This is a genomic window from Vibrio hepatarius, assembly GCF_001274785.1.
In the GTDB taxonomy this organism is placed as follows: domain Bacteria; phylum Pseudomonadota; class Gammaproteobacteria; order Enterobacterales; family Vibrionaceae; genus Vibrio; species Vibrio hepatarius.
Window position 1 is genome coordinate 196045 of record NZ_LHPI01000019.1, and the last position, 19008, is coordinate 215052.

19 protein-coding genes and 1 riboswitch are annotated in these 19008 nt (G+C 46.6%); of the genes, 10 read left to right on the plus strand and 9 right to left on the minus strand.

Annotation, left to right across the window (positions count from 1 at the left end):
• The 4 genes from fahA to AKJ31_RS17795 all read left to right on the plus strand — a co-directional run bounded on the left by fahA (window position 1) and on the right by AKJ31_RS17795 (window position 3953).
• Entirely contained in the window at window positions 1-1287 is a 1287-nt protein-coding gene (gene fahA, locus AKJ31_RS17780) for a fumarylacetoacetase (protein ID WP_211263068.1), read from the plus strand.
• Between the two features lie 122 nt (window positions 1288-1409).
• Window positions 1410-2615, plus strand: coding sequence for an acetyl-CoA C-acetyltransferase (locus tag AKJ31_RS17785; RefSeq protein WP_053410418.1), 1206 nt, complete (start codon window positions 1410-1412; stop codon window positions 2613-2615).
• Between the two features lie 13 nt (window positions 2616-2628).
• Window positions 2629-3285, plus strand: coding sequence for a CoA transferase subunit A (locus AKJ31_RS17790; protein ID WP_053410419.1), 657 nt, complete (start codon window positions 2629-2631; stop codon window positions 3283-3285).
• The gene (locus AKJ31_RS17795; RefSeq protein ID WP_053410420.1) at window positions 3282-3953 is read left to right on the plus strand and encodes a 3-oxoacid CoA-transferase subunit B; all 672 of its coding nucleotides are present in this window, start codon (window positions 3282-3284) and stop codon (window positions 3951-3953) included. Before AKJ31_RS17790 ends, AKJ31_RS17795 begins: the two co-directional genes overlap by 4 nt.
• A 55-nt stretch (window positions 3954-4008) precedes the next feature.
• On the opposite strand, the gene AKJ31_RS17800 is transcribed toward AKJ31_RS17795, so the two are convergent.
• The 3 genes from AKJ31_RS17800 to AKJ31_RS17810 all read right to left on the minus strand — a co-directional run bounded on the left by AKJ31_RS17800 (window position 4009) and on the right by AKJ31_RS17810 (window position 7394).
• A complete protein-coding gene (locus AKJ31_RS17800; protein WP_053410421.1) occupies window positions 4009-5007 on the minus strand; it encodes an LLM class flavin-dependent oxidoreductase in 999 nt (332 codons plus the stop codon).
• 170 nt (window positions 5008-5177) lie between these two features.
• Window positions 5178-6548, minus strand: a complete 1371-nt coding sequence (locus tag AKJ31_RS17805; RefSeq protein WP_053410422.1) for an alanine/glycine:cation symporter family protein — start codon at window positions 6546-6548, stop codon at window positions 5178-5180.
• A 104-nt stretch (window positions 6549-6652) separates the two neighbouring features.
• Window positions 6653-6758: riboswitch (glycine riboswitch) on the minus strand.
• A gap of 297 nt (window positions 6759-7055) precedes the next feature.
• Complete coding sequence (locus AKJ31_RS17810; protein ID WP_053410423.1) at window positions 7056-7394, minus strand: YggL 50S ribosome-binding family protein; 339 nt, start codon at window positions 7392-7394, stop codon at window positions 7056-7058.
• A gap of 251 nt (window positions 7395-7645) precedes the next feature.
• Here AKJ31_RS17810 and AKJ31_RS23270 point away from each other — a divergent pair, with 251 nt between their 5' ends.
• Window positions 7646-7804: a hypothetical protein gene (locus AKJ31_RS23270; RefSeq protein WP_169780641.1), complete on the plus strand. Its 159-nt coding sequence runs from the start codon at window positions 7646-7648 to the stop codon at window positions 7802-7804.
• Window positions 7805-7818: 14 nt separating this feature from the next.
• Window positions 7819-8556: a hypothetical protein gene (locus tag AKJ31_RS17815; protein ID WP_053410424.1), complete on the plus strand. Its 738-nt coding sequence runs from the start codon at window positions 7819-7821 to the stop codon at window positions 8554-8556.
• Window positions 8557-8867: 311 nt separating this feature from the next.
• Here the strand turns inward: AKJ31_RS17815 and AKJ31_RS23625 are convergent, their stop codons facing one another.
• From AKJ31_RS23625 to AKJ31_RS17825, 3 genes are all read right to left on the minus strand, one after another.
• Window positions 8868-9014 carry a hypothetical protein gene (locus AKJ31_RS23625; RefSeq protein WP_169780644.1) on the minus strand — a complete coding sequence of 49 codons (147 nt, stop codon included), beginning with the start codon at window positions 9012-9014 and terminating at the stop codon, window positions 8868-8870.
• Between the two features lie 416 nt (window positions 9015-9430).
• Complete coding sequence (locus AKJ31_RS17820; RefSeq protein ID WP_053410425.1) at window positions 9431-10861, minus strand: hypothetical protein; 1431 nt, start codon at window positions 10859-10861, stop codon at window positions 9431-9433.
• Window positions 10862-11198: 337 nt separating this feature from the next.
• A complete protein-coding gene (locus AKJ31_RS17825) occupies window positions 11199-12305 on the minus strand; it encodes a M20/M25/M40 family metallo-hydrolase (RefSeq protein WP_053410426.1) in 1107 nt (368 codons plus the stop codon).
• Between the two features lie 521 nt (window positions 12306-12826).
• On the opposite strand from AKJ31_RS17825, the gene hppD reads away from it, so the two are divergent.
• From hppD to maiA, 4 genes are read left to right on the plus strand one after another with little or no spacing between them, the layout of a single operon-like run.
• Window positions 12827-13900: a 4-hydroxyphenylpyruvate dioxygenase gene (gene hppD, locus AKJ31_RS17830; protein WP_053410427.1), complete on the plus strand. Its 1074-nt coding sequence runs from the start codon at window positions 12827-12829 to the stop codon at window positions 13898-13900.
• Window positions 13893-15020: a homogentisate 1,2-dioxygenase gene (locus AKJ31_RS17835; RefSeq protein WP_053410428.1), complete on the plus strand. Its 1128-nt coding sequence runs from the start codon at window positions 13893-13895 to the stop codon at window positions 15018-15020. The genes hppD and AKJ31_RS17835 overlap by 8 nt, the downstream gene beginning before the upstream one ends.
• 24 nt (window positions 15021-15044) lie before the next feature.
• Entirely contained in the window at window positions 15045-16055 is a 1011-nt protein-coding gene (locus AKJ31_RS17840; RefSeq protein ID WP_053410429.1) for a fumarylacetoacetate hydrolase family protein, read from the plus strand.
• The gene (gene maiA, locus AKJ31_RS17845; RefSeq protein WP_053410430.1) at window positions 16055-16702 is read left to right on the plus strand and encodes a maleylacetoacetate isomerase; all 648 of its coding nucleotides are present in this window, start codon (window positions 16055-16057) and stop codon (window positions 16700-16702) included. The genes AKJ31_RS17840 and maiA overlap by 1 nt, the downstream gene beginning before the upstream one ends.
• Window positions 16703-16783: 81 nt before the next feature.
• On the opposite strand, the gene AKJ31_RS23280 is transcribed toward maiA, so the two are convergent.
• From AKJ31_RS23280 to AKJ31_RS17855, 3 genes are all read right to left on the minus strand, one after another.
• The gene (locus AKJ31_RS23280; protein ID WP_169780642.1) at window positions 16784-16960 is read right to left on the minus strand and encodes a hypothetical protein; all 177 of its coding nucleotides are present in this window, start codon (window positions 16958-16960) and stop codon (window positions 16784-16786) included.
• Between the two features lie 169 nt (window positions 16961-17129).
• Window positions 17130-18101, minus strand: coding sequence for a tetratricopeptide repeat protein (locus AKJ31_RS17850; RefSeq protein ID WP_245639067.1), 972 nt, complete (start codon window positions 18099-18101; stop codon window positions 17130-17132).
• Between the two features lie 169 nt (window positions 18102-18270).
• Window positions 18271-18939 carry a YiaD family glycine zipper/OmpA-like lipoprotein gene (locus AKJ31_RS17855; RefSeq protein WP_053410432.1) on the minus strand — a complete coding sequence of 223 codons (669 nt, stop codon included), beginning with the start codon at window positions 18937-18939 and terminating at the stop codon, window positions 18271-18273.
• Between the last annotated feature and the right edge of the window lie 69 nt (window positions 18940-19008).

The following is a 19008-nucleotide window of genomic DNA, read 5'->3' on the forward strand; positions in this document are numbered from 1 at the left end:
ATGAACTTAAACGAAACACACGATAGTGACTTGAAATCATGGGTTGAAAGCGCCAACGCGCCTGAATGTCCTTTTCCGATCCAGAATCTGCCTTTTGGCGTTTTCTCGATCGAGCATCTACAACAACCGCACGTCGGTGTCGCGATTGGTGACTATATCCTCGACCTAACTTTGATTGAACAGGCTGGGCTGTTGTCACTAGAAAACAAGGTGTTCGACCAGAGCAAACTGAATCCATTTATGGCATTGGGAAAGGCGGCTTGGTCTCGTGTGCGTCGCGATGTTTCCAATCTCCTTAACATAGATAACGCTGTACTGCGTGATGACGAGTCGCTTCGTAGCCGTGTGTTAGTTGCCCAATCAGAAGCCACCATGCATCTGCCGTTTGAAGTGATGGAATATACCGACTTTTACGCGTCTCGAGAGCATGCGACCAACGTTGGCTGCATGTTCCGCGACCCAGAAAATGCACTGATGCCGAACTGGCTCCATATTCCCATCGGTTACAACGGTCGCGCGAGTACAGTGGTGGTCAGCGGTACGGATATTCGTCGTCCGGTTGGCCAGCTCAAAGCCCCAGACGCCAAAGCTCCAATATTCGCGCCGTCGAGAAAGCTGGATATTGAGCTCGAGATTGGTGCGGTCGTTGGTTATGGCAACGAGATGGGTAGCGCGATCACGACCTCTCAAGCGAACGACATGATCTTTGGTTACGTGCTGTTGAATGACTGGTCGGCGCGAGACGTTCAGGTGTGGGAATATCAGCCTCTTGGACCGTTCCAAGCTAAAGTCTTCGCCAGCACCATCTCTCCTTGGGTGGTGACTCAAGAAGCACTTGAGCCTTTTAGAGTGTCAGGACCAACTCAAGATCCTGAGCCGTTGGAGTATCTTCAGCAGAATCAGGCGCAAAACTTCGATATTAAGTTGTCGGTCGAGCTATTACCGCAAGACGCTCAGCAGAGCACGGTGATCAGCAACACCAACTTCAAAGGTATGTACTGGTCTTGTGCGCAGCAGCTAACCCATCACGCGTCCAGTGGTTGTGCAATGCGCACTGGTGACTTACTTGGCTCGGGAACCATCTCGGGTCCAACGCCTGATTCTTGTGGCTCAATGTTGGAGATGACTTGGAATGGTCGAGATCCAATCACGCTAGCGGACGGTTCAGAGCGAACATTTATCGAAGACAACGACACGCTGATCCTCTCCGGTTACAGCCAAACCGCAACGTATCGAGTTGGCTTTGGGCAAGCGGTCGGAAAAATACTGCCAAGCAAATCTAACTAACGTTCCACCAACAACGCCGAGAACTTATCTGAATCATCGGATAGGTTCACGGGGTTGTTCGTGCCAAGAAAATAATAAACATAACTATCAATTGTTTAAGTGAATTTCTAGAGATTGAAACTATGAAACGGATTTTTATTGTTGCCGCAAAGCGAACGCCGATAGGCAAATTCTCCGGCTCCTTATCGGCGCTGTCGAGCGTGGAATTAGGTGCGCATGCAATATCTGCGTGTTTAGATCAGGCAAACCTTAACCCAAAGCTGGTTGATGAAGTCATCGCTGGTAATGTACTTAGTGCTGGTACAGGAATGGGGCCTGCGAGACAAGCCGCGATCAAAGCGGGTATTCCTTACCATGTTCCCGCTCACACACTGAATATGATTTGCGGCAGTGGCATGAAAGCGGTCATGGATGCCGCCAGCCATATCAGGGCAGGAGACGCAGAGGTTGTGATGACGTGCGGAATGGAAAGCATGTCCAACGCTGCGTTTTTAGCCAGTGGCAATATCCGACAAGGGGTTCGCATGGGGCATCAGGTGATGGAAGATTCCATCCTCAAAGATGGGCTGACTGACGCTTTTCACGGTTACCACATGGGCATTACCGCAGAAAACATTGCTAAGAAGTTTGCTATCTCCCGCGAGCAGCAAGACGAGTTTGCCCTCGACAGCCAGCTTAAAGCCGCAACAGCAATAAAAGACGGACATTTTAACGCAGAGATCGCGCCTGTTTCTGTCACCTACCGCAAACAAACCCAAACGGTCGATCAAGATGAGTTTCCCAAACTCGATTGCACGCTCGAAGACTTGCAGAACCTGAGACCAGCGTTTGATAAACAAGGTTCGGTTACGGCGGGCAATGCATCCGGCATTAATGATGGCGCTTCGGCTATTTTACTCGCCTCTGAAAGTGCCGTTGAGCAATATGGCTTGACTCCATTGGCGGAAGTGATTGAGTACGCGCAAGCCGGCGTTGACCCAGCATTTATGGGGCTCGGCCCTGTTGCTGCGATCGGCAATGTGCTTGAAAAGTCCAACCTGCACTTGAGCGATATTGAGGTATTTGAACTCAATGAAGCGTTCGCTGCACAAGCTATTGGAGTCAATCAACAATTGGCGAGCGCGCACAACGTTGAGCCGTCTTGGCTCGAACAACGCGTCAACTTAAGCGGCGGCGCGATAGCGCTTGGTCATCCGATTGGCGCGTCTGGCAATCGTATTTTGACTACCTTGGTGTATCAGTTGGCACGAACTCAATCAACGTTTGGTTTGGCCTCGTTGTGCATCGGCGGCGGTATGGGAACTGCTGTCATCATTAAGCGTTGTTAGGGGGAGAGCGATTATGAAAAAAGCGATCAACGCAGCAGGCATCAAAGCGCTGCTGCACGACGGAATGACGATCATGAGTGGTGGATTTATGGCTGTTGGAGCGCCAGAGAAACTCATCGACTTATTAATTGAACACGATATTAAAGAGATAACGCTGATCACCACAGATACGGGCTCTCCCGGGAAAGGGGTGAGCAAGCTAATCGCGCAGAAACGCGTTAAGAAACTCTATGCCTCTCATATCGGTACTAACCCAGAAACCGGACAGCAGATGTGCGACGGCAGCCTAGAAGTGGAGTTAGTCCCGCAAGGAACATTAGCCGAGAGGATTCGAAGCGCAGGTGCGGGCTTAGGTGGTGTGCTAACGCCGACGGGGTTAGGCACGATTGTCGCGGAAAACAAACCAGTCATTGAAGTGAACGGTCAGCCTTTTCTGTTGGAAACCCCACTTAAAGCGGATTTAGCGATCATTCGCGGCTCGGTAGTCGATAAACGTGGCAACATTCATTACCACAAAACCACGCAAAACTTTAATCCATTAATGGCGACGGCAGCCGACGTAGTGATTGTCGAGCCAGTCGAACTGGTGGAAGTTGGCGACATTGCGCCCGAGACCATACATACCCCGAGTTTGTACGTTGACCATATTTATATGGAGGAGCACGCCTGATGAGTCAGTTAGATAAAGAAGCGATCCGCAAGCGTATTGCCTCACGCGTGGCGCAAGAGCTTAAAGATGGTGATGTGGTCAATCTGGGGATTGGCCTACCAACCTTAGTAGCTAACGAAATCAGTCAGGATGTGGAATTACTCTTTCAGGCAGAAAACGGCCTGTTGGGTATCGGTCATCTGGCACAAAGCGAAGAAGTTGACTGGGATTTGGTCAATGCAGGTGGACAACCGATAACGGCGATCTCGGGTGCGAGCTATTTTAACAGCGCGGATTCTTTCGCCATTATTCGTGGTGGTCATGTTGACGCGACCGTATTGGGTGCTTTGCAAGTAGACCAAAAAGGCAATCTCGCCAGCTGGATTGTACCGGATAAGATGGTGCCGGGCATGGGCGGTGCGATGGATTTGGTTGTCGGTTCTAAGCGCGTCATCGTTGCGATGGAGCACACGGCGAAAGGTCAAGCCAAGCTGATGAGTCAGTGCTCATTTCCCTTGACGGCAGTTGAGCAAGTTAACTTGATTGTGACCGAAATGGGTGTATTTGAGATCACGGAGCACGGCATGGTGATGACAGAAATTGCGCCGGAGTTTTCATTTGAAGATGTGCAGGCGGTGACGGGCGCAAGGTTGATTTGCTCCCCGAGTCTGAAAACCATGACGGTTTGATAGCAAAAGAGCGACTCTAAAGTCGCTCTTTTTCTTTCACGGTTCTACAGACTTTTTATGACTGTTCACTTTTCAGCTCAGCCAACAATTCGTAAGAGCGTAGCTTCTTCTGGTGGTCGAATATCACCGAGTGCGCCATGATCTCGTCAGCTTGCGTTCGCTCGACTAAAGATTGAAGTTTCTCTAGCACTAGCGCTTTGTCACCGTGGATCGACTCTCTCAGTTGGTTATTCACCTGTTGCTTTTCATGCGGCTGCCATAGTGAGTCCATATCGCTGACTGGTGCAGGTATTTTGCCTTGTCCGCCACGGATCAACTGCAAAAACTTCTGCTTTTCTGTTGTGGCTAAAAAGTTCGCTTCTTCCGTTGTTTCTGCAACGACAACGTTCACACCTATCATCACGTAAGGTTTATCGAGTTGCTCTGAAGGTTGGAAGTTTGAGCGGTAAATGTCCAGCGCTCGCATCATCGCATCCGGAGCGAAGTGTGAGGCAAAGGCAAACGGCAGTCCTTTTAGCGCCGCAAGCTGTGCGCTGTAAGTGCTTGAACCCAGTAGCCAAAGCGGAACATTTGAGTCAGCTCCCGGACAAGCTTTGACAGGTTGCCCTTGAGATACCGGCCCCATAAAGAATTGCAGCTCTTCCAATAACTCAGAAAAGTCTGGGTCGAATCTTTCTGGATCTCGGCGCAGTGCGTGCATAGTCGGGTAATCAGTGCCCGGTGCGCGTCCTAAGCCAAGGTCAATTCGATTGGGGTAGAGGGCTTCGAGCGTACCAAACTGCTCAGCAATCACCAACGGTGCGTGGTTAGGCAGCATTACGCCGCCTGAGCCTAAACGGATCGATTGAGTCTGTGCGCCAATATGGCTGATCAATACCGACGTTGCCGCACTGGCGATATCAGGCATGTTGTGGTGTTCTGCAAGCCAAAAGCGATGGTAGCCTAGCTTCTCAGCAAGTTGGGCTAGGGAGACCGACTTTTGGTAGGTTTCCCGATAGTTGGAGCCGTCTGCGACAGGTGCTAGGTCTAAGACGGAGATTCGTGGAAATTGCATATGACCTCAGAGTTGCGTTGTTCCTAATCACTATGTGGAGTTGGTGTGGCACGAAATAAACCCTGAATTTATCAATAATACAGACGCGATTAATAACCTTCCTGTATATCTAAATGATAAATGGGAGCAAAAGGCTCCCATTAAGTTAAGTCAATATGCTGAGTTATCAGTTAGTTCGCGTTGGCCAGTGACGCTTTACCGACGGCATTGGCAAAGTACAGTTTGGTTTCTTCGAGAACCACTTGGCGTAGGGCGATCAGACCAATTAAATTTGGAATCGCCATCAAGCCGTTAACGATATCCGCAAGAATCCAAATCATATCCAGTTGCAGGAATGCGCCAGATGCGACCAATACAACAAAGATGAATTTGTATGGCAGCACTGCTTTAGTACCGAACAAGAACACTACGCAACGCTCACCGTAATAGTTCCAGCCTAAGATGGTCGTGAATGCAAAGAACATCAAACCAATCGAAACCAGAAGCGGGCCAAACGTGTCTGCGTTCAAGCCAACGGCAAAAGCATGAGTCGTCATTGCGGCACCCGCGAAATCACTTTGCCACGCACCAGTGAGAATCAGTGCTAAACCCGTCATGGTACAAATGATGATGGTATCGAAGAACGTACCCGTCATCGAAATCAGACCTTGTTTCACGCAAGAATCGGTCTTCGCCGCTGCGGCCGCCATTGGTGCACTACCTAGACCAGATTCATTTGAGAATACCCCACGCGCGATACCAGACTGAATCGCCAACATGATGCTAGCACCGAGGAAACCACCCGTTGCAGCTGTTGAGGTAAATGCCGAAACCAGTACCAGCTCTACCGCATCCAGTAAGTGCTCTGCGTTCATGATAATCACGCTTAAACACGCCAGTACATAAAACAGTGCCATGGTTGGTACCACTTTGCCTGCGACTTTGGCGATAGACTGAATACCGCCTAAAGTGACAAACGCGACGAGCAGCGTCAGCACACTTGCGGAAATTTCTCGCGATACACCGAACGAAATCTCAGAGGCATCCAAAATGGCATTCACTTGCGGAAAGGTACCAATACCGAAGCACGCTACACCCAAAGCAAACACGGCAAACATGATCGCCAGCGCTTTTGAGCCAACACCGTATTGTAGGTAGTACATTGGTCCGCCGACCATCTGACCTTTGTCGTCGACTTTGCGGTATTTTACTGCCAGTAAACATTCCGCGTATTTGGTTGCCATACCAAACAGCGCCGCAAGCCACATCCAGAATAGTGCGCCTGGGCCACCGAGTTTGATTGCGGTTGCAACACCAACAATGTTACCCGTGCCGATGGTTGCTGATAGGGCAGTACATAAGGCAGCGAAGCTAGACACATCGCCTTGTTTTGCAGAATCATCTTTACTAAAGACCATCTTTAGTGCGGAAGGAAGGTGTCGAAATTGAACTAAGCCAAGGCTAAAAGTGAAGTAAACACCTGTTCCCACTAGCAAGATCAGTAGTGGTGGTCCCCAGACAAAATGGTCAATGGTAGTCAGTAAAGATTGAAGGTTATCCATGATTTCCCCTTTAGTGATAAAACGTTACTAAGGAGAAGAGAGAAAAGCAGAGATCATTGATCTCAAAGAGCCAAAAGACAGAAGGCTTATAGCTGGTAAGTACTTTCCACTCCTCTGTCCTTTTGCCTGAGAGTTTCACTTAGCTGCAAATACGCGGCAAAGCTTGCTCCTTCGGCGACCGATTTAACGGTTCTCTCCAGAGGTTCCTCCAACTACAGTCCCTGCTGTACAGTACAGCACCTGAAATAGTTAATTCTTCGGCGGGTTATGCTGACCAATTGTTAATAATTGGTTAATAACCTCTCTCCTGCAGTCTTCATCGGAACAATTGCTCATCTAAGTGAGCAAAAGTTGGTCATTAGTGTTGTGGCTAATGACTTGTGAACTCTATCATGTTTTTATGCTATTTCAACAGTCTTATTGGGGAAACTCATCGAAAGGCTAAAAAGTGAGCAGAAACAAAAAATCCCCAGCATATAGCCGGGGATTTTTGCTGATGAATCAGGCTTAGAAGTAGTTCGCGTCTACCAGTTCACCTGCTGTCACAGATTTCACTTCAGCACGCGCTTCAAGCCAAGCAACAACTTGCGCTTTCTGTTCTTCAGTCGCGTTTTGGTAACGCTCTTGCGCGCACAAGAAGCCTTCAAATACTTCAAGGCCGCCACCACCGAAACATAGACCAATGCTGTCGATGTAGTCGATGAAATCATCAACAAATGAATCGTAGCTATCGAAGTCTTTGATCGTGGTTTCACAGCTGATATCAAAGCCAAGCATTGCGAATTCGCCTAAGAATAGTTTCTTCTGAATGCGGCGTTTTTTGTTTTCCAACTTAAATGGTTTCATTATTTGGCCTCTGTTAGTTTACCGGGTCTTTATACCTTGTTTCTTGGTATCAACCAAACAGTATTCTAAAGTGGTGGATAGGTTTGGCTAATCGTTACCCACATTTGGTGGGTTTTGCGCACAATTGTACAAATACTCGACTTGAGTTTAAAGAAAACTACTCAGTTCTGACTCTTTTCCGCGATTTGATGGTATAAATTAAAGGGTTAAGGAGCATAACTCGTGTTGAGCAGTTTAGCTAAGGAGTGTCTATGACTCGATTGATTGCGATTGCCTTTTTGGTCGTGCTGGCGTTTATGCTGGTGCGTTATCGAACCAGTGAAAAATTGCAAAAGTATGTCGTGGTTACTCTGCTATCTGGCTTTGTTATCTACACCGCGACCTTGATGATTTCTGAATTGATACGCTAGTTAGGAGCCGTTACGTGAGTAAGCAAACAGAGATAGAAGACAATAATGACGACGTTGTTGTGATTGAAGAGCGCGACAAGCGTACTTATCTCTATATCGCGATTGCAGGAGTGCTTGGCTTAGCGTTGGGTGGTTTGGGCGGCTCTGCGTGGACAGCAGGCAAGTGGGAGTCAACCTACAACGAAATCGAAGATAAATACCAAGCGCTGGTGGATGAGAAGAAGCAATTGGCTGTTCAGGTTGAGGAACGTGTCGCCAATGTAAATGACGAAGTCGCGCAAAAGCTTGAACTGAAATTGCAGGAGCAGCAAGCACGGCATGAAGAACAGCTGACGACGATAAAAGCTCAAGTTTCGGAGCTAGAGAAGGTTAACCTTGCTCTGGAAGAACAGATTAACCAGCAAAAAGAGCAGATGGCGCAAGTCGACAAGCGTAATACGCAGCTAAACCGTCAAGCGGATATGCAAGCGACGATGTTCGAACGTTCGCGTGAACTGTTCCAGAAAGAACTGAAAGTCAAAATGGAGCTGGAAGCGCTACAAAAAGAGCGCGAAGAATTGCAGCCGAAGCTCAAAGCATTGAAGAAAGACTGCGATGCGTATCTTGAAGGCACGTCGTGGGAAGCAAAGTCAGACGCGTGTGACAATCAGGACAAAGTCAACTCCCGCCTCAGTCAGATTAATCAAATGATCAGCGTTTACAAGATGGATCTTGAGCAAATGAAAGCGCTGTCTGAAGAGCTTGGTTTGTAGTAAATCTGCTTATTGTATGTCGCATACACAAAACATGAATTAGTCTAAATGCAATCTGTCAGTTTCGTTGTCTCGATGTGACTAGATCTGACAGGTTGCCCTAAATCGGTTCTGCCCCAAGACGAGTTTGCGCAACAAAGTAATGTATTTCACGTCAGAAATTTGCCCAATTTTTACTAATCTCTATTTGCCTTTTGGAAAATCCGCCAGACAGCACTTTCTAGCTTTACAAGCGCAGTTTCCGTTCTTTATTCTTCTAATACAAACTGACGTCTCATAGGGTCGTTTTTTGCCTCTGCTTTAGTAATACTTTAGCAACAACAGACAAAATCGTCATCTGACTGTGATTTAATTCGGAGTGCATCAGACTTAATTACAGAGCCATCCTGACCAAAATAAACAACCGAACAATTAGGATCTGAGCAGAAATAGTAACCTTGATTATTAGACTTCCATATCCATGGTTTTTTATGCGATGCTTAAAAATTTCGGAAGAAACTAAGCTACAGGCTTATTTATTTTCTGGGCAAATATGTATCCTTGGAAAAGGAGCAACACTATTGGACTTTGAACAACAATCAGACATTTTTATTTCCTTAATTAACGCATAGAGTCTGGCTCTAAACGGAATATTTGAACCAATTTCACTATGGCAAAACTAGAGACCTTTGAGCGACATTTTCTAATATGACGGAAGCGCAACATGTCGCACAGATCAAGAATGACACAACCTGTTTAAACAATACCAATCGAGCCACTACACATCGTGTCTTCGTTAATGCCTAGATCATGTTTACAAATCGTCGGAACTAATACAGTTTAGGTGCTAAAAATCTTCGGTTGTTAGTTCAATACAAGTAGAATACTCTATTCGTCATCTTGAAAGATCCTCACAATCCACGGACTCTACCACTACATTAACTACAATCCAATTCTCAGGAATTGACGGCTTATCAGCAACTTCTAGTGGGTTTTCGCCAGCACTACTTGGCCAATAGCTGCCAAAAGACCAGTCCTCTATTTCATCATTGAAAACATCGTATAACTCTACTTTATAATCAAAGTTTCCTCTGTGGTAATCTGAAGAATCACAATAAATTTCAAAGGTGATCTCCCCATCTTCAGTAAAATCTTTTACTGTTACCTCTGCATCACAGTTTGAAATAATTTTTTGACTAAGTTCTTGTGCATCCACTGGGTATTTATCTTCTTGCCTCTTAGACGTATCGACCACGTTCCATTGCGTTATAATTGAATTTTTTCCATTAACAACAACATACTTATTGACTAGCATCCAAGTAGCAAGCTTTGTGTTGGCTTCATATTTACGCTTACTAGTTATTTCTCGCTTTCTAAAGTTTTCTGTTTCCTCGGTAATTTTGAGGGTGTTAGAGTTTTCGAGTGTTCGTGAATAATTATCTGTTAGGGTATACTTTAATTGTTTAGAAGGACTGAATTCTATTTTTACACCTAAATCTTTTTTTATCGTTAGGTTCGTAGATTCTTCAATTTCCTTTGTTAGAGTCCCTTTAACTGATACAGTGATCGTTATATCTATTTGTTCTTCAGCCCCCCAAGCTGTCATATTTTGCCTTTCCCAATATTGATACCTCTGAAGTAAATAGTACGGGGAATTTTCTATTTGCCATTGAGGACTAGCCTCGTTTATGTAGAAACAAGGAATGACTGTTGATGCAACAAGCCTCTCTTCGGATTTCCCCTCAGGCATGTGATCGTAGTTACGCATCTTCAGACTTTCGGGAAAATCGTAATTATCTGGTTTATACGCAGGTTTTTGTTCAACAATATCTACATACGGTTCTATGGGTATTAGTTTGAACTCGTTCGGTTCAGAACTTTCAGGACCTCCGAAGCAATGAAAGACAGCATTATCGGGGTGGTATTTTGGTGTCGGCGTTAATAGAGTAAAAGTCATCCTTTTAACTCCATCCTTAAGAATCACCCATTTATCAACTTCTAAATCATCACAATAAAAGTATGGGTAGTGGAAACTGTCCGACTTACGATCTCTAAACATTTTTGAAACGTGATTTGGAGTAGACGATTTCTTATCAGTAAAGCCACTTAAAGAAATAGAGCTACCAGCAACAAATGTTGAGCATAAAAACCTTCCTGTTTGGCAATTGACAAATGCGTGCTCCCCGTCACCCAAATTAAACCACAAATATTCAGAATAATAGTCAGCCAAAACATAGTGAGACCTTTGCTTAGAAAAATATTGGTCGTTTACCCAACCTACTTTTCCACCAGATCGAACCTGAATTTTTACCTTTCTAATTTTCATACTAGTCCCTTAGACGCCAGAAAGTCATCTATCAGTTCTAGCAATGAAATCTATTGTTTACAAGATAATTACATTTGTATAACGCAACTTGCTAGTCTGCACCAGCAGATAATTGGACACTAAGTTAACAGACGTTACATACCTATGGTTATTTATGAAACACTCCATTATCGAAGCCACTAACAAGCTTATGTCCAACTGCGAGTTATGACACCAGCAAGCCGACTGTATGATCTAGTTGTGGCTAACCAGCGGATGTGTAAGATCGAGTATGAGTTACTACACATAATAAAAGAGCCACATCATTGATGTGGCTCTTTTGTTAATGGAGGCTAAGCTAGTGCGTTAAATAGTGCTTAACAAACTCAGTCACTTTAACCATATCATCGATAGCGATGAACTCTTCAGTGGTGTGAACTTTTGCCATGCCCGTTGAAACGTTGATCGTCGTTAAGCCTTTAGCATTGAAGTTGTTCGCATCGCTGCCGCCACCAGTACCTTTGGTGTAAGGCGACGCGCCAATCGCTTCGAAAGACGCTTTAACCGCAGCAATATGCGGATGGTTGTCATCTAGGACGAATGCGTTGTAGGCACGAGTCGATTCGATCTCGACTTCGGCACCGTGTTTGGCGGCTACCGTCTCGAAGGTTGAAATCATGTGCTCGACTTGCGCTTCTAGTTTGCTGTCATTCAATGAACGCGCTTCTGCAACAATTCGGATCTCTGGCATGACGATGTTCGTTGCGTTACCACCTTGGACGATGCCAATGTTTGCGGTGGTTTCTTCGTCGATACGTAGCAGTTTCATTTGCATGATCGCGTCAGCCGCGACTTGAATCGCGCTAATGCCTTGTTCAGGCGCTAAGCCAGCATGGGCAGGGCGACCTTTGATCGTCGCAACGATCTTTTGCTGACCCGGCGCCGCATTGACGATAGTGCCAATTGGGCCGCCAGTATCAAGTACGATGGCTTTGTCTGCGCTGATGTAGCTCATATCGAAATGCTGTGAACCAAACAATCCGCCTTCTTCATGGACAGTGAAAGCGATTTCAATCGTTTTATGTTCAAGGTTCTCGGCTTGAATACAACGCACGGCTTCGATGATCGCGGCGATGCCCGATTTGTCGTCGCCACCAAGAATCGTGTTGCCTTTAGAGCGGATAATGCCATCTTCGATGACGGGCTCGATGCCTTTTCCCGGCGTAACCGTGTCCATATGACAGCTTAATACGATGCTGTCGTCTAACTTGCCTTCTAGGCGAGCGTAAATGTTGAAACCATTCGATACCTGTTCTGGTACCGGAAGCTTGTGCACAGTGAAGCCGAGTTCGCCAAGCTGCTCTGCAAGAGCTTCGCCAATTTGTTTTTCATCACGGGATTCACTGTCGATTTTGACTAGCTGAATAAAGTGTTCAACTAAGCGTTCACGATTAACTAGGGTCATTGTTCTACCTCTTATAGGAACAGAGGCGGATACCTTATCCTTGTTCATCGGAGTCTAGGGTGAGTTAAATCAATGAATGGATAACTCCTAGCGAATAATTCGTATCGAGCGATAGACCATTCCTTCTCTATGTGAATCTTTGTAACTGAATGATATCCATGCTGTATAGCGAGGTGTTGGTGGCATTCGTTTGGTGTATTGGCGTCGGATTCCAAAATTAATTGCTCAAAATCATCACATGGATTGAATGGTGCGAAATTCAGCGCCTCTGTCGAGTGAAAAACGCATCTCAGAAGACGTACGAAAAGTTAGCCATTTGACATGTTAATGTAAACAAAATGTTACTCGGTTGCGTTGTTATCTCATTGTTTTTATTGGGAACGAGCAATGTGTAAAGTCTTGGTTTACACGTTTGGTTAACTTTATGTAAACGCCCAAGTTGTCGGCAAAAGGTTCCCTTTAACCACGTAATCAGCAAACTTAAGGGTAGACACGCTGGAACATGAAAAGAGGGACCAAGAATGAACGAGGCGTTTAACCCATTAGGCACTGATGGTTTTGAGTTTGTTGAATACACGGCGGCGGATGACAAAGGTATCCAAGCGCTTAAAGACTTGTTTGGCTCACTAGGTTTTGCCGAAATTGCAAAACACCGCTCGAAAGAAGCGTGGCTATATCGCCAGGGCGACATCAGTTTTATCGTCAATGCGCAACCACACAGCCAAGCGGAAGCTTTTGCTAAAGTTCATGGCCCGTCAGTTTGTGGCATGGCTTTTCGTGTTCATAACGCAGCTGAAGCGCTACAACATGCGTTGAACAATGGGGCTGAAGAATACAAAACCGAAATTGGTCCAATGGAGCTAAGCATTCCGGCCATTTACGGTATTGGCGAGAGCCTGCTTTATTTTGTTGACCGTTACGGTAAGCAAAGCATATACGACGTGGACTTCAAGTTCTATGAAGATGCGCAGCAGCGTTTAGATAACATGGATGTGGGTCTGTACGAGATCGACCACCTGACGCATAACGTTAAGCAAGGCAACATGGACATTTGGTCCGGTTTCTACGAGCGTATCGGTAACTTCCGCGAAATCCGCTACTTTGACATCGAAGGTAAGCTAACTGGTCTTGTCAGCCGCGCAATGACCGCGCCGTGTGGCAAGATTCGCATCCCTATCAATGAATCGTCTGATGATAAATCACAGATTGAAGAGTTCATTCGCGAGTACAACGGCGAAGGGATTCAACATATCGCATTAACGACTGACAACATCTACCAAACGGTGCAAACACTGCGTGATCGCGGTATGGACTTTATGCCGACGCCAGATACCTACTACGAGAAAGTCGATGAGCGCGTAGAAGGGCACCAAGAAGACGTTGATAAGCTACGTGATCTGCAAATCTTGATTGACGGTGCGCCGATGAAAGATGGCATCCTACTGCAAATCTTTACCCAAACAGTGATTGGTCCGGTGTTCTTCGAGATCATCCAACGTAAAGGTAACGAAGGCTTTGGTGAAGGTAACTTCAAGGCACTGTTTGAGTCGATCGAAGAAGACCAGATTCGCCGCGGAGTATTAAGCGATGCATAAATGGATCACATTCCCTCATCGGGAGGGAGTGTGCTCAAAACAAGCACATGCGGACTTCCCGGAAGAGGCTATCTATGAACGTGAAGCCGGCCGAAGTGGTTTCTTTGGTCCGGCGGCGCACTTTCATCACCAACATGCACCTACAGGTTGGACTGAATGGGAAGGGGAGTTGCGCCCAAGAGCGTTTAACTTCAATTTGGTTGAGAAAGCGAGCCAGATTTCGCCTTGGAATGTTCCGCACCTGCTGCACAACTCGGATTGTAAGATCCGAGTTTGGCGCATGGATGAAAAGATGGATTTCTTGGTGCGCAATGCCGATGGCGATGAGTTGCTTTTTATTCACCAAGGCAAAGCCGATCTGTTTTGTGACTACGGCCATATCCAAGTGTCGGAAGGTGATTATGTGGTGATCCCACGCTCGACCAACTGGCGATTAGAACCATCTGAACCGATGTTTATTCTGATGGTGGAGAATACTGATGCGGCCTACACCTTGCCTGATAAAGGAATGGTGGGGAACCACGCAGTGTTTGATCCTGCGGTGCTGGAAGTGCCGTCTATCAACGCGCCATTCAAAGCGCAATATTCTGAACAGCCAACGCAAGTTCACGTCAAACGCCACGAAAAAGTCAGCGTAATTTCATATCCATTTAACCCACTGGACGCCATTGGCTGGCATGGTGATTTAGCCGTGGTGAAAGTGAACTGGCGCGATATCCGTCCTTTGATGTCTCATCGTTATCACTTGCCTCCTTCTGCGCATACCACGTTTGTCGGCAGTGGATTTGTCGTGTGTACTTTTGTACCGCGTCCAATCGAAAGTGATCCAGGTGCGCTGAAAGTGCCGTTTTACCACAACAATGACGACTATGATGAAGTGCTGTTTTATCACGCCGGTGACTTTTTTAGCCGCGATAATATCGAAGCAGGCATGGTGACGTTTCATCCAGCTGGGTTTACACACGGACCACATCCGAAAGCGTTTAAAGCTGGTCAGGAATATAAGAAAAAGTTCACTGATGAAGTCGCCGTTATGATTGATACCCGTCATGCACTGAATTTCAGTGATGAGGCACAAAGTGTCGAAAACAAAGAATATGTCTACAGTTGGAAAGTATAACGCTACATAAGAAAGGGATAGAAAATGAAGTTAGCGACCCTGAAAAACAACACTCGTGACGGACTACTTGTGGTGGTCAATAAACAGCTGACCAAATGCGTCGCTGTACCAGAAATTGCAGAACACTTACAACAAGCGCTCGACCACTGGGATCGAGTTGAACCGCAGTTGAATGAAGTCTACACCGCTTTAAATGAAGGTGAGCTAGTCAACGAGATGGACTTCGATCAAGAGTTGTGTGAATCGCCTTTACCAAGAGCGTATCAGTGGGCGGACGGCAGTGCGTATGTCAATCATGTCGAATTGGTGCGCAAAGCGCGTGGAGCGGAAATGCCGCCAAGCTTTTGGACAGACCCGTTAATGTACCAAGGCGGGTCTGATGAGTTTATCGGTCCACGTGATGATATTCCTGTCGCCAGTGAAGAGTGGGGCATCGACTTTGAAGGTGAAGTCGCGGTGATCACCGATGACGTGCCAATGGGTGCCTCTGCCGAACAAGCCGCGTCAGCGATTAAGTTATTAATGCTGGTGAATGATGTCTCACTACGTGGCTTAATTCCTAATGAGTTAGCGAAAGGCTTTGGTTTTTTCCAGTCCAAACCGTCATCGGTATTCTCACCAGTGGCAGTAACACCTGATGAGCTTGGTGATGCTTGGGACGGTGGTAAAGTCAACTTACCCTTGCTGTCTCACTACAACAATGAACCGTTTGGTTGTCCGAACGCGGGTGTCGACATGACCTTCGAGTTTCCCGAGTTGGTGGCACACGCGGCGAAAACGCGCCCACTTTCCGCAGGCGCGATTATTGGTTCTGGTACGGTATCTAATAAGCAAGGTACAGACTTTGGCACCGCAATTTCAGAAGGTGGTGTGGGTTATTCGTGTATCGCGGAAGTACGCATGATCGAAACTATCCGCGATGGTAAACCATCAACCCGCTTTATGAAGTTTGGTGACCGAATCAAAATGGAAATGCTGGACGCAAACGGCCAGTCGATATTCGGCAGTATCGACCAACAAGTGGTGAAGTACTGATGTCCAGTCTCATTCTCTATGGCTACTGGCGTTCTTCGGCAGCGTATAGGGTTAGGATTGCGCTCAATCTTAAGCGTCTGGACTACGAGCAGCGCTCGGTGCACTTAATCAAGCATGGCGGTGAGCAACACTCCGCCACGTTTCAGCGATTGAATCCAAGCGAGCTAGTCCCAGTGCTGATGGACGGCGATGTATGCTTAAACCAATCTTTGGCGATCATCGATTATTTGGATGAGCAGTATCCTGAGGTGTTGTTAACGCCGAGTGATCCGAAAACGCGCTATCTAGTCAAAGCCCTAGCGCAAGATATTGCGGTGGATATTCATCCACTCAACAACTTGCGTGTGCTTCAATATCTGACCAATGAAGCGCAGCTGTCAGAGAGTGCAAAAGGCGAGTGGTATCGACATTGGATTGAAACTGGCTTTAGCGCGCTAGAGAAAAAACTGGCTCAAACCAGCGGTGAGTACTGTGTTGGCGATGAGATCAGTTTAGTCGATGTGTGTTTGGTTCCTCAGATGTACAACGCGGAGCGCTTTAACGTCAACCTAGACCCTTTCCCAACTATCCGTCGTGTGACATCGTCACTTCGCCTCCATCCCGCTTTTATTAACGCAGCACCAGAGCAACAGCCAGACGCTGTGTAATTCATATTCCCAGAAGCCGGAAAACATAAAGGCCACCTAAATGGTGGCCCTGTGCGTTTGGATAATCTGCTTAACTGAAGTTTATGCTCGCTGTCTTTCGCGCTGCTGGAGTTCAGCGATATTGAATTGACGCACGTCCAAAGAAGCTAAGTCATGGCACTCTTGGCACGAGTGGTTGCACTTGCCATCAATGTATTCGTGTTTAGTTAACAAGCTTGGCTTTTTACACCAGTCGCAGATACCTTCGATAGTAAACATTATGATCTCCCCACCTTTAAAACTAGGTGATATCTTCGCGACGAATTATTGCACGAGAAATACGTCGAGGTTAATCATTTGTTATTGGATATGGGAGAGTGATCGATTGCGCAGCCCTTTAATATCGAGTGTGTCGAAAAACGCCGTGTTAAAAATTGAGTCTTTGTAACTAATTGTTAACGGAGGTGAGCACAATTTTTAGCGCTCCATTTAAACGTTTCATTTCTTCTTCACTTCCTTGTAAATCAGGATGATAGATTTTACAAAGTTGCTTATATCTTGCCTTCACTTCTTTACTGCTTGGAATATTGGTCGCTTTGTAGCCGAATACCGCGCAGGCGAGGGCAAGTTTATTGTCTCTAGCGGTAGTTGGTTCAACACTCGGTTGTTTGCTCGCTTGTAGCTTTTTAAATTGGCGGTACAAGGTATCCAGCTGGCGCTTTTGCTGCTTGAGTGTCGTGTCTTGCATTTTGACCTGTTCGCGCAGTTTTAGCGTCTCTTGTGAAGACTTTGCATCGGCGTTGCGTTCTTGTTGGGCAAAAGTGTTCATTGTCTTTTTGTGCCAAACCAACAGCGCTACAATCGCTAGCACAAGGGCAGCAACCACATAAATCCAAGGCTCTGCAGCATTACTTGCGCTGGCTTTTGATTTTTCTACGGGGTTAAGTTCGATTTCGGGAGAATCAAAAGCCACTTCCAACTGATCGATGGAGGAGACTTGTTTGGCACGCTGAGCGTTGAACTTCTGCTCCAGTACTCTTTCATATCCTAGTTGTGCGTTTTCGTCGTGCTGTGCGGCGATTCGATACCAGATCTCCGCCATATCCAGAGCTTTAGGCGGCGCAGTTTGCTCTTCGTATAACTCGCCTAGTTTCAGTTGTGCTTGCGTATCGCCATCGATCGCCAGTTGCGTCAGCCAATAGATGGCTTGATTAAGATGTTTGCTGTCTTGCGATTGCTGTAACGAGAGGGTGATTAACGTTTGTATCGCGCCGTGGTTACCCGAGCTAGCCGCACGCTCAAGCCAGTAACGGGCTTCTTGATCGGAAGCTTCTACACCATCACCGGAGAGATATTTCTCTGCAAGTTGAAACTGAGCGTCAGTGTCGTTTTGTTGTGCTTTTTCGGTTAACTCGTCCACCGTTATGGCCCACGTGGAAGTAGAGAGTAGGAGCAGTACAAAGGTGAGCAGTTTCAATTCAATCCCTTAATTTTTGGTGATGCTAAAGGTAGAGTTTAATGCATTTAAACGACAAATAAAAAATGGCTTCCGAAGAAGCCATTAAAAATTATCGAGAAACCGCGAGCTGTTATTTCAGCGGCAGGATTTGAATCTCTACGCGGCGGTTACATGCACGTCCAGCGGTTGTGCTGTTAGTACATAGTGGGTAGCGCTCGCCGTTACCACGTGCGATTGCGCGACCAGATGCTACACCTTGAGAAATCAGGTAAGTACGTACTGCTTCAGCACGGCGCTCTGAAAGGACTTGGTTAAGTGTGTCGCCACCAGTGCTGTCTGTGTGACCATCGATCACAAGGCTTGTGTCTGGGTATTCAACTAGGATACGCGCCACACCACGTAGTGTATTGTGGATGCTTGGGTCTAGATCGTATGAGCTAGAGGTAAAGCCAATGCCGTTTTCCATACGAAGTAGCAATTGGTTTTCACCAACACGTTCAACTTGAACACCAGAGTTTAGAAGTTCTTGACGTAGCGCTGCTTCTTGACGGTCAAAGTAGTAACCGACACCGCCACCCACTGCCGCACCACCTGCTGCACCGATTAGCGCACGCTGACGACGCTCTTTTGCATCATCGCCTGTTGCTACACCAACAGCAGCACCTGCGATTGCACCGATGATAGCGCCTGTCGTTGCTGAGTTAGTTTCAGTTTCGCCTGTGGTTGCGTTTTGGCGTTGCGTTGCCGCACAGCCAGATAAAGAGATAGCAACTGCTAGAGCTAGTGTAATTTTTTTCACAAGTACATCTCCATGTGTCCCGGAATCATTTCCAAGATTAATTAATAATTATATTAAGACTGCAGAATC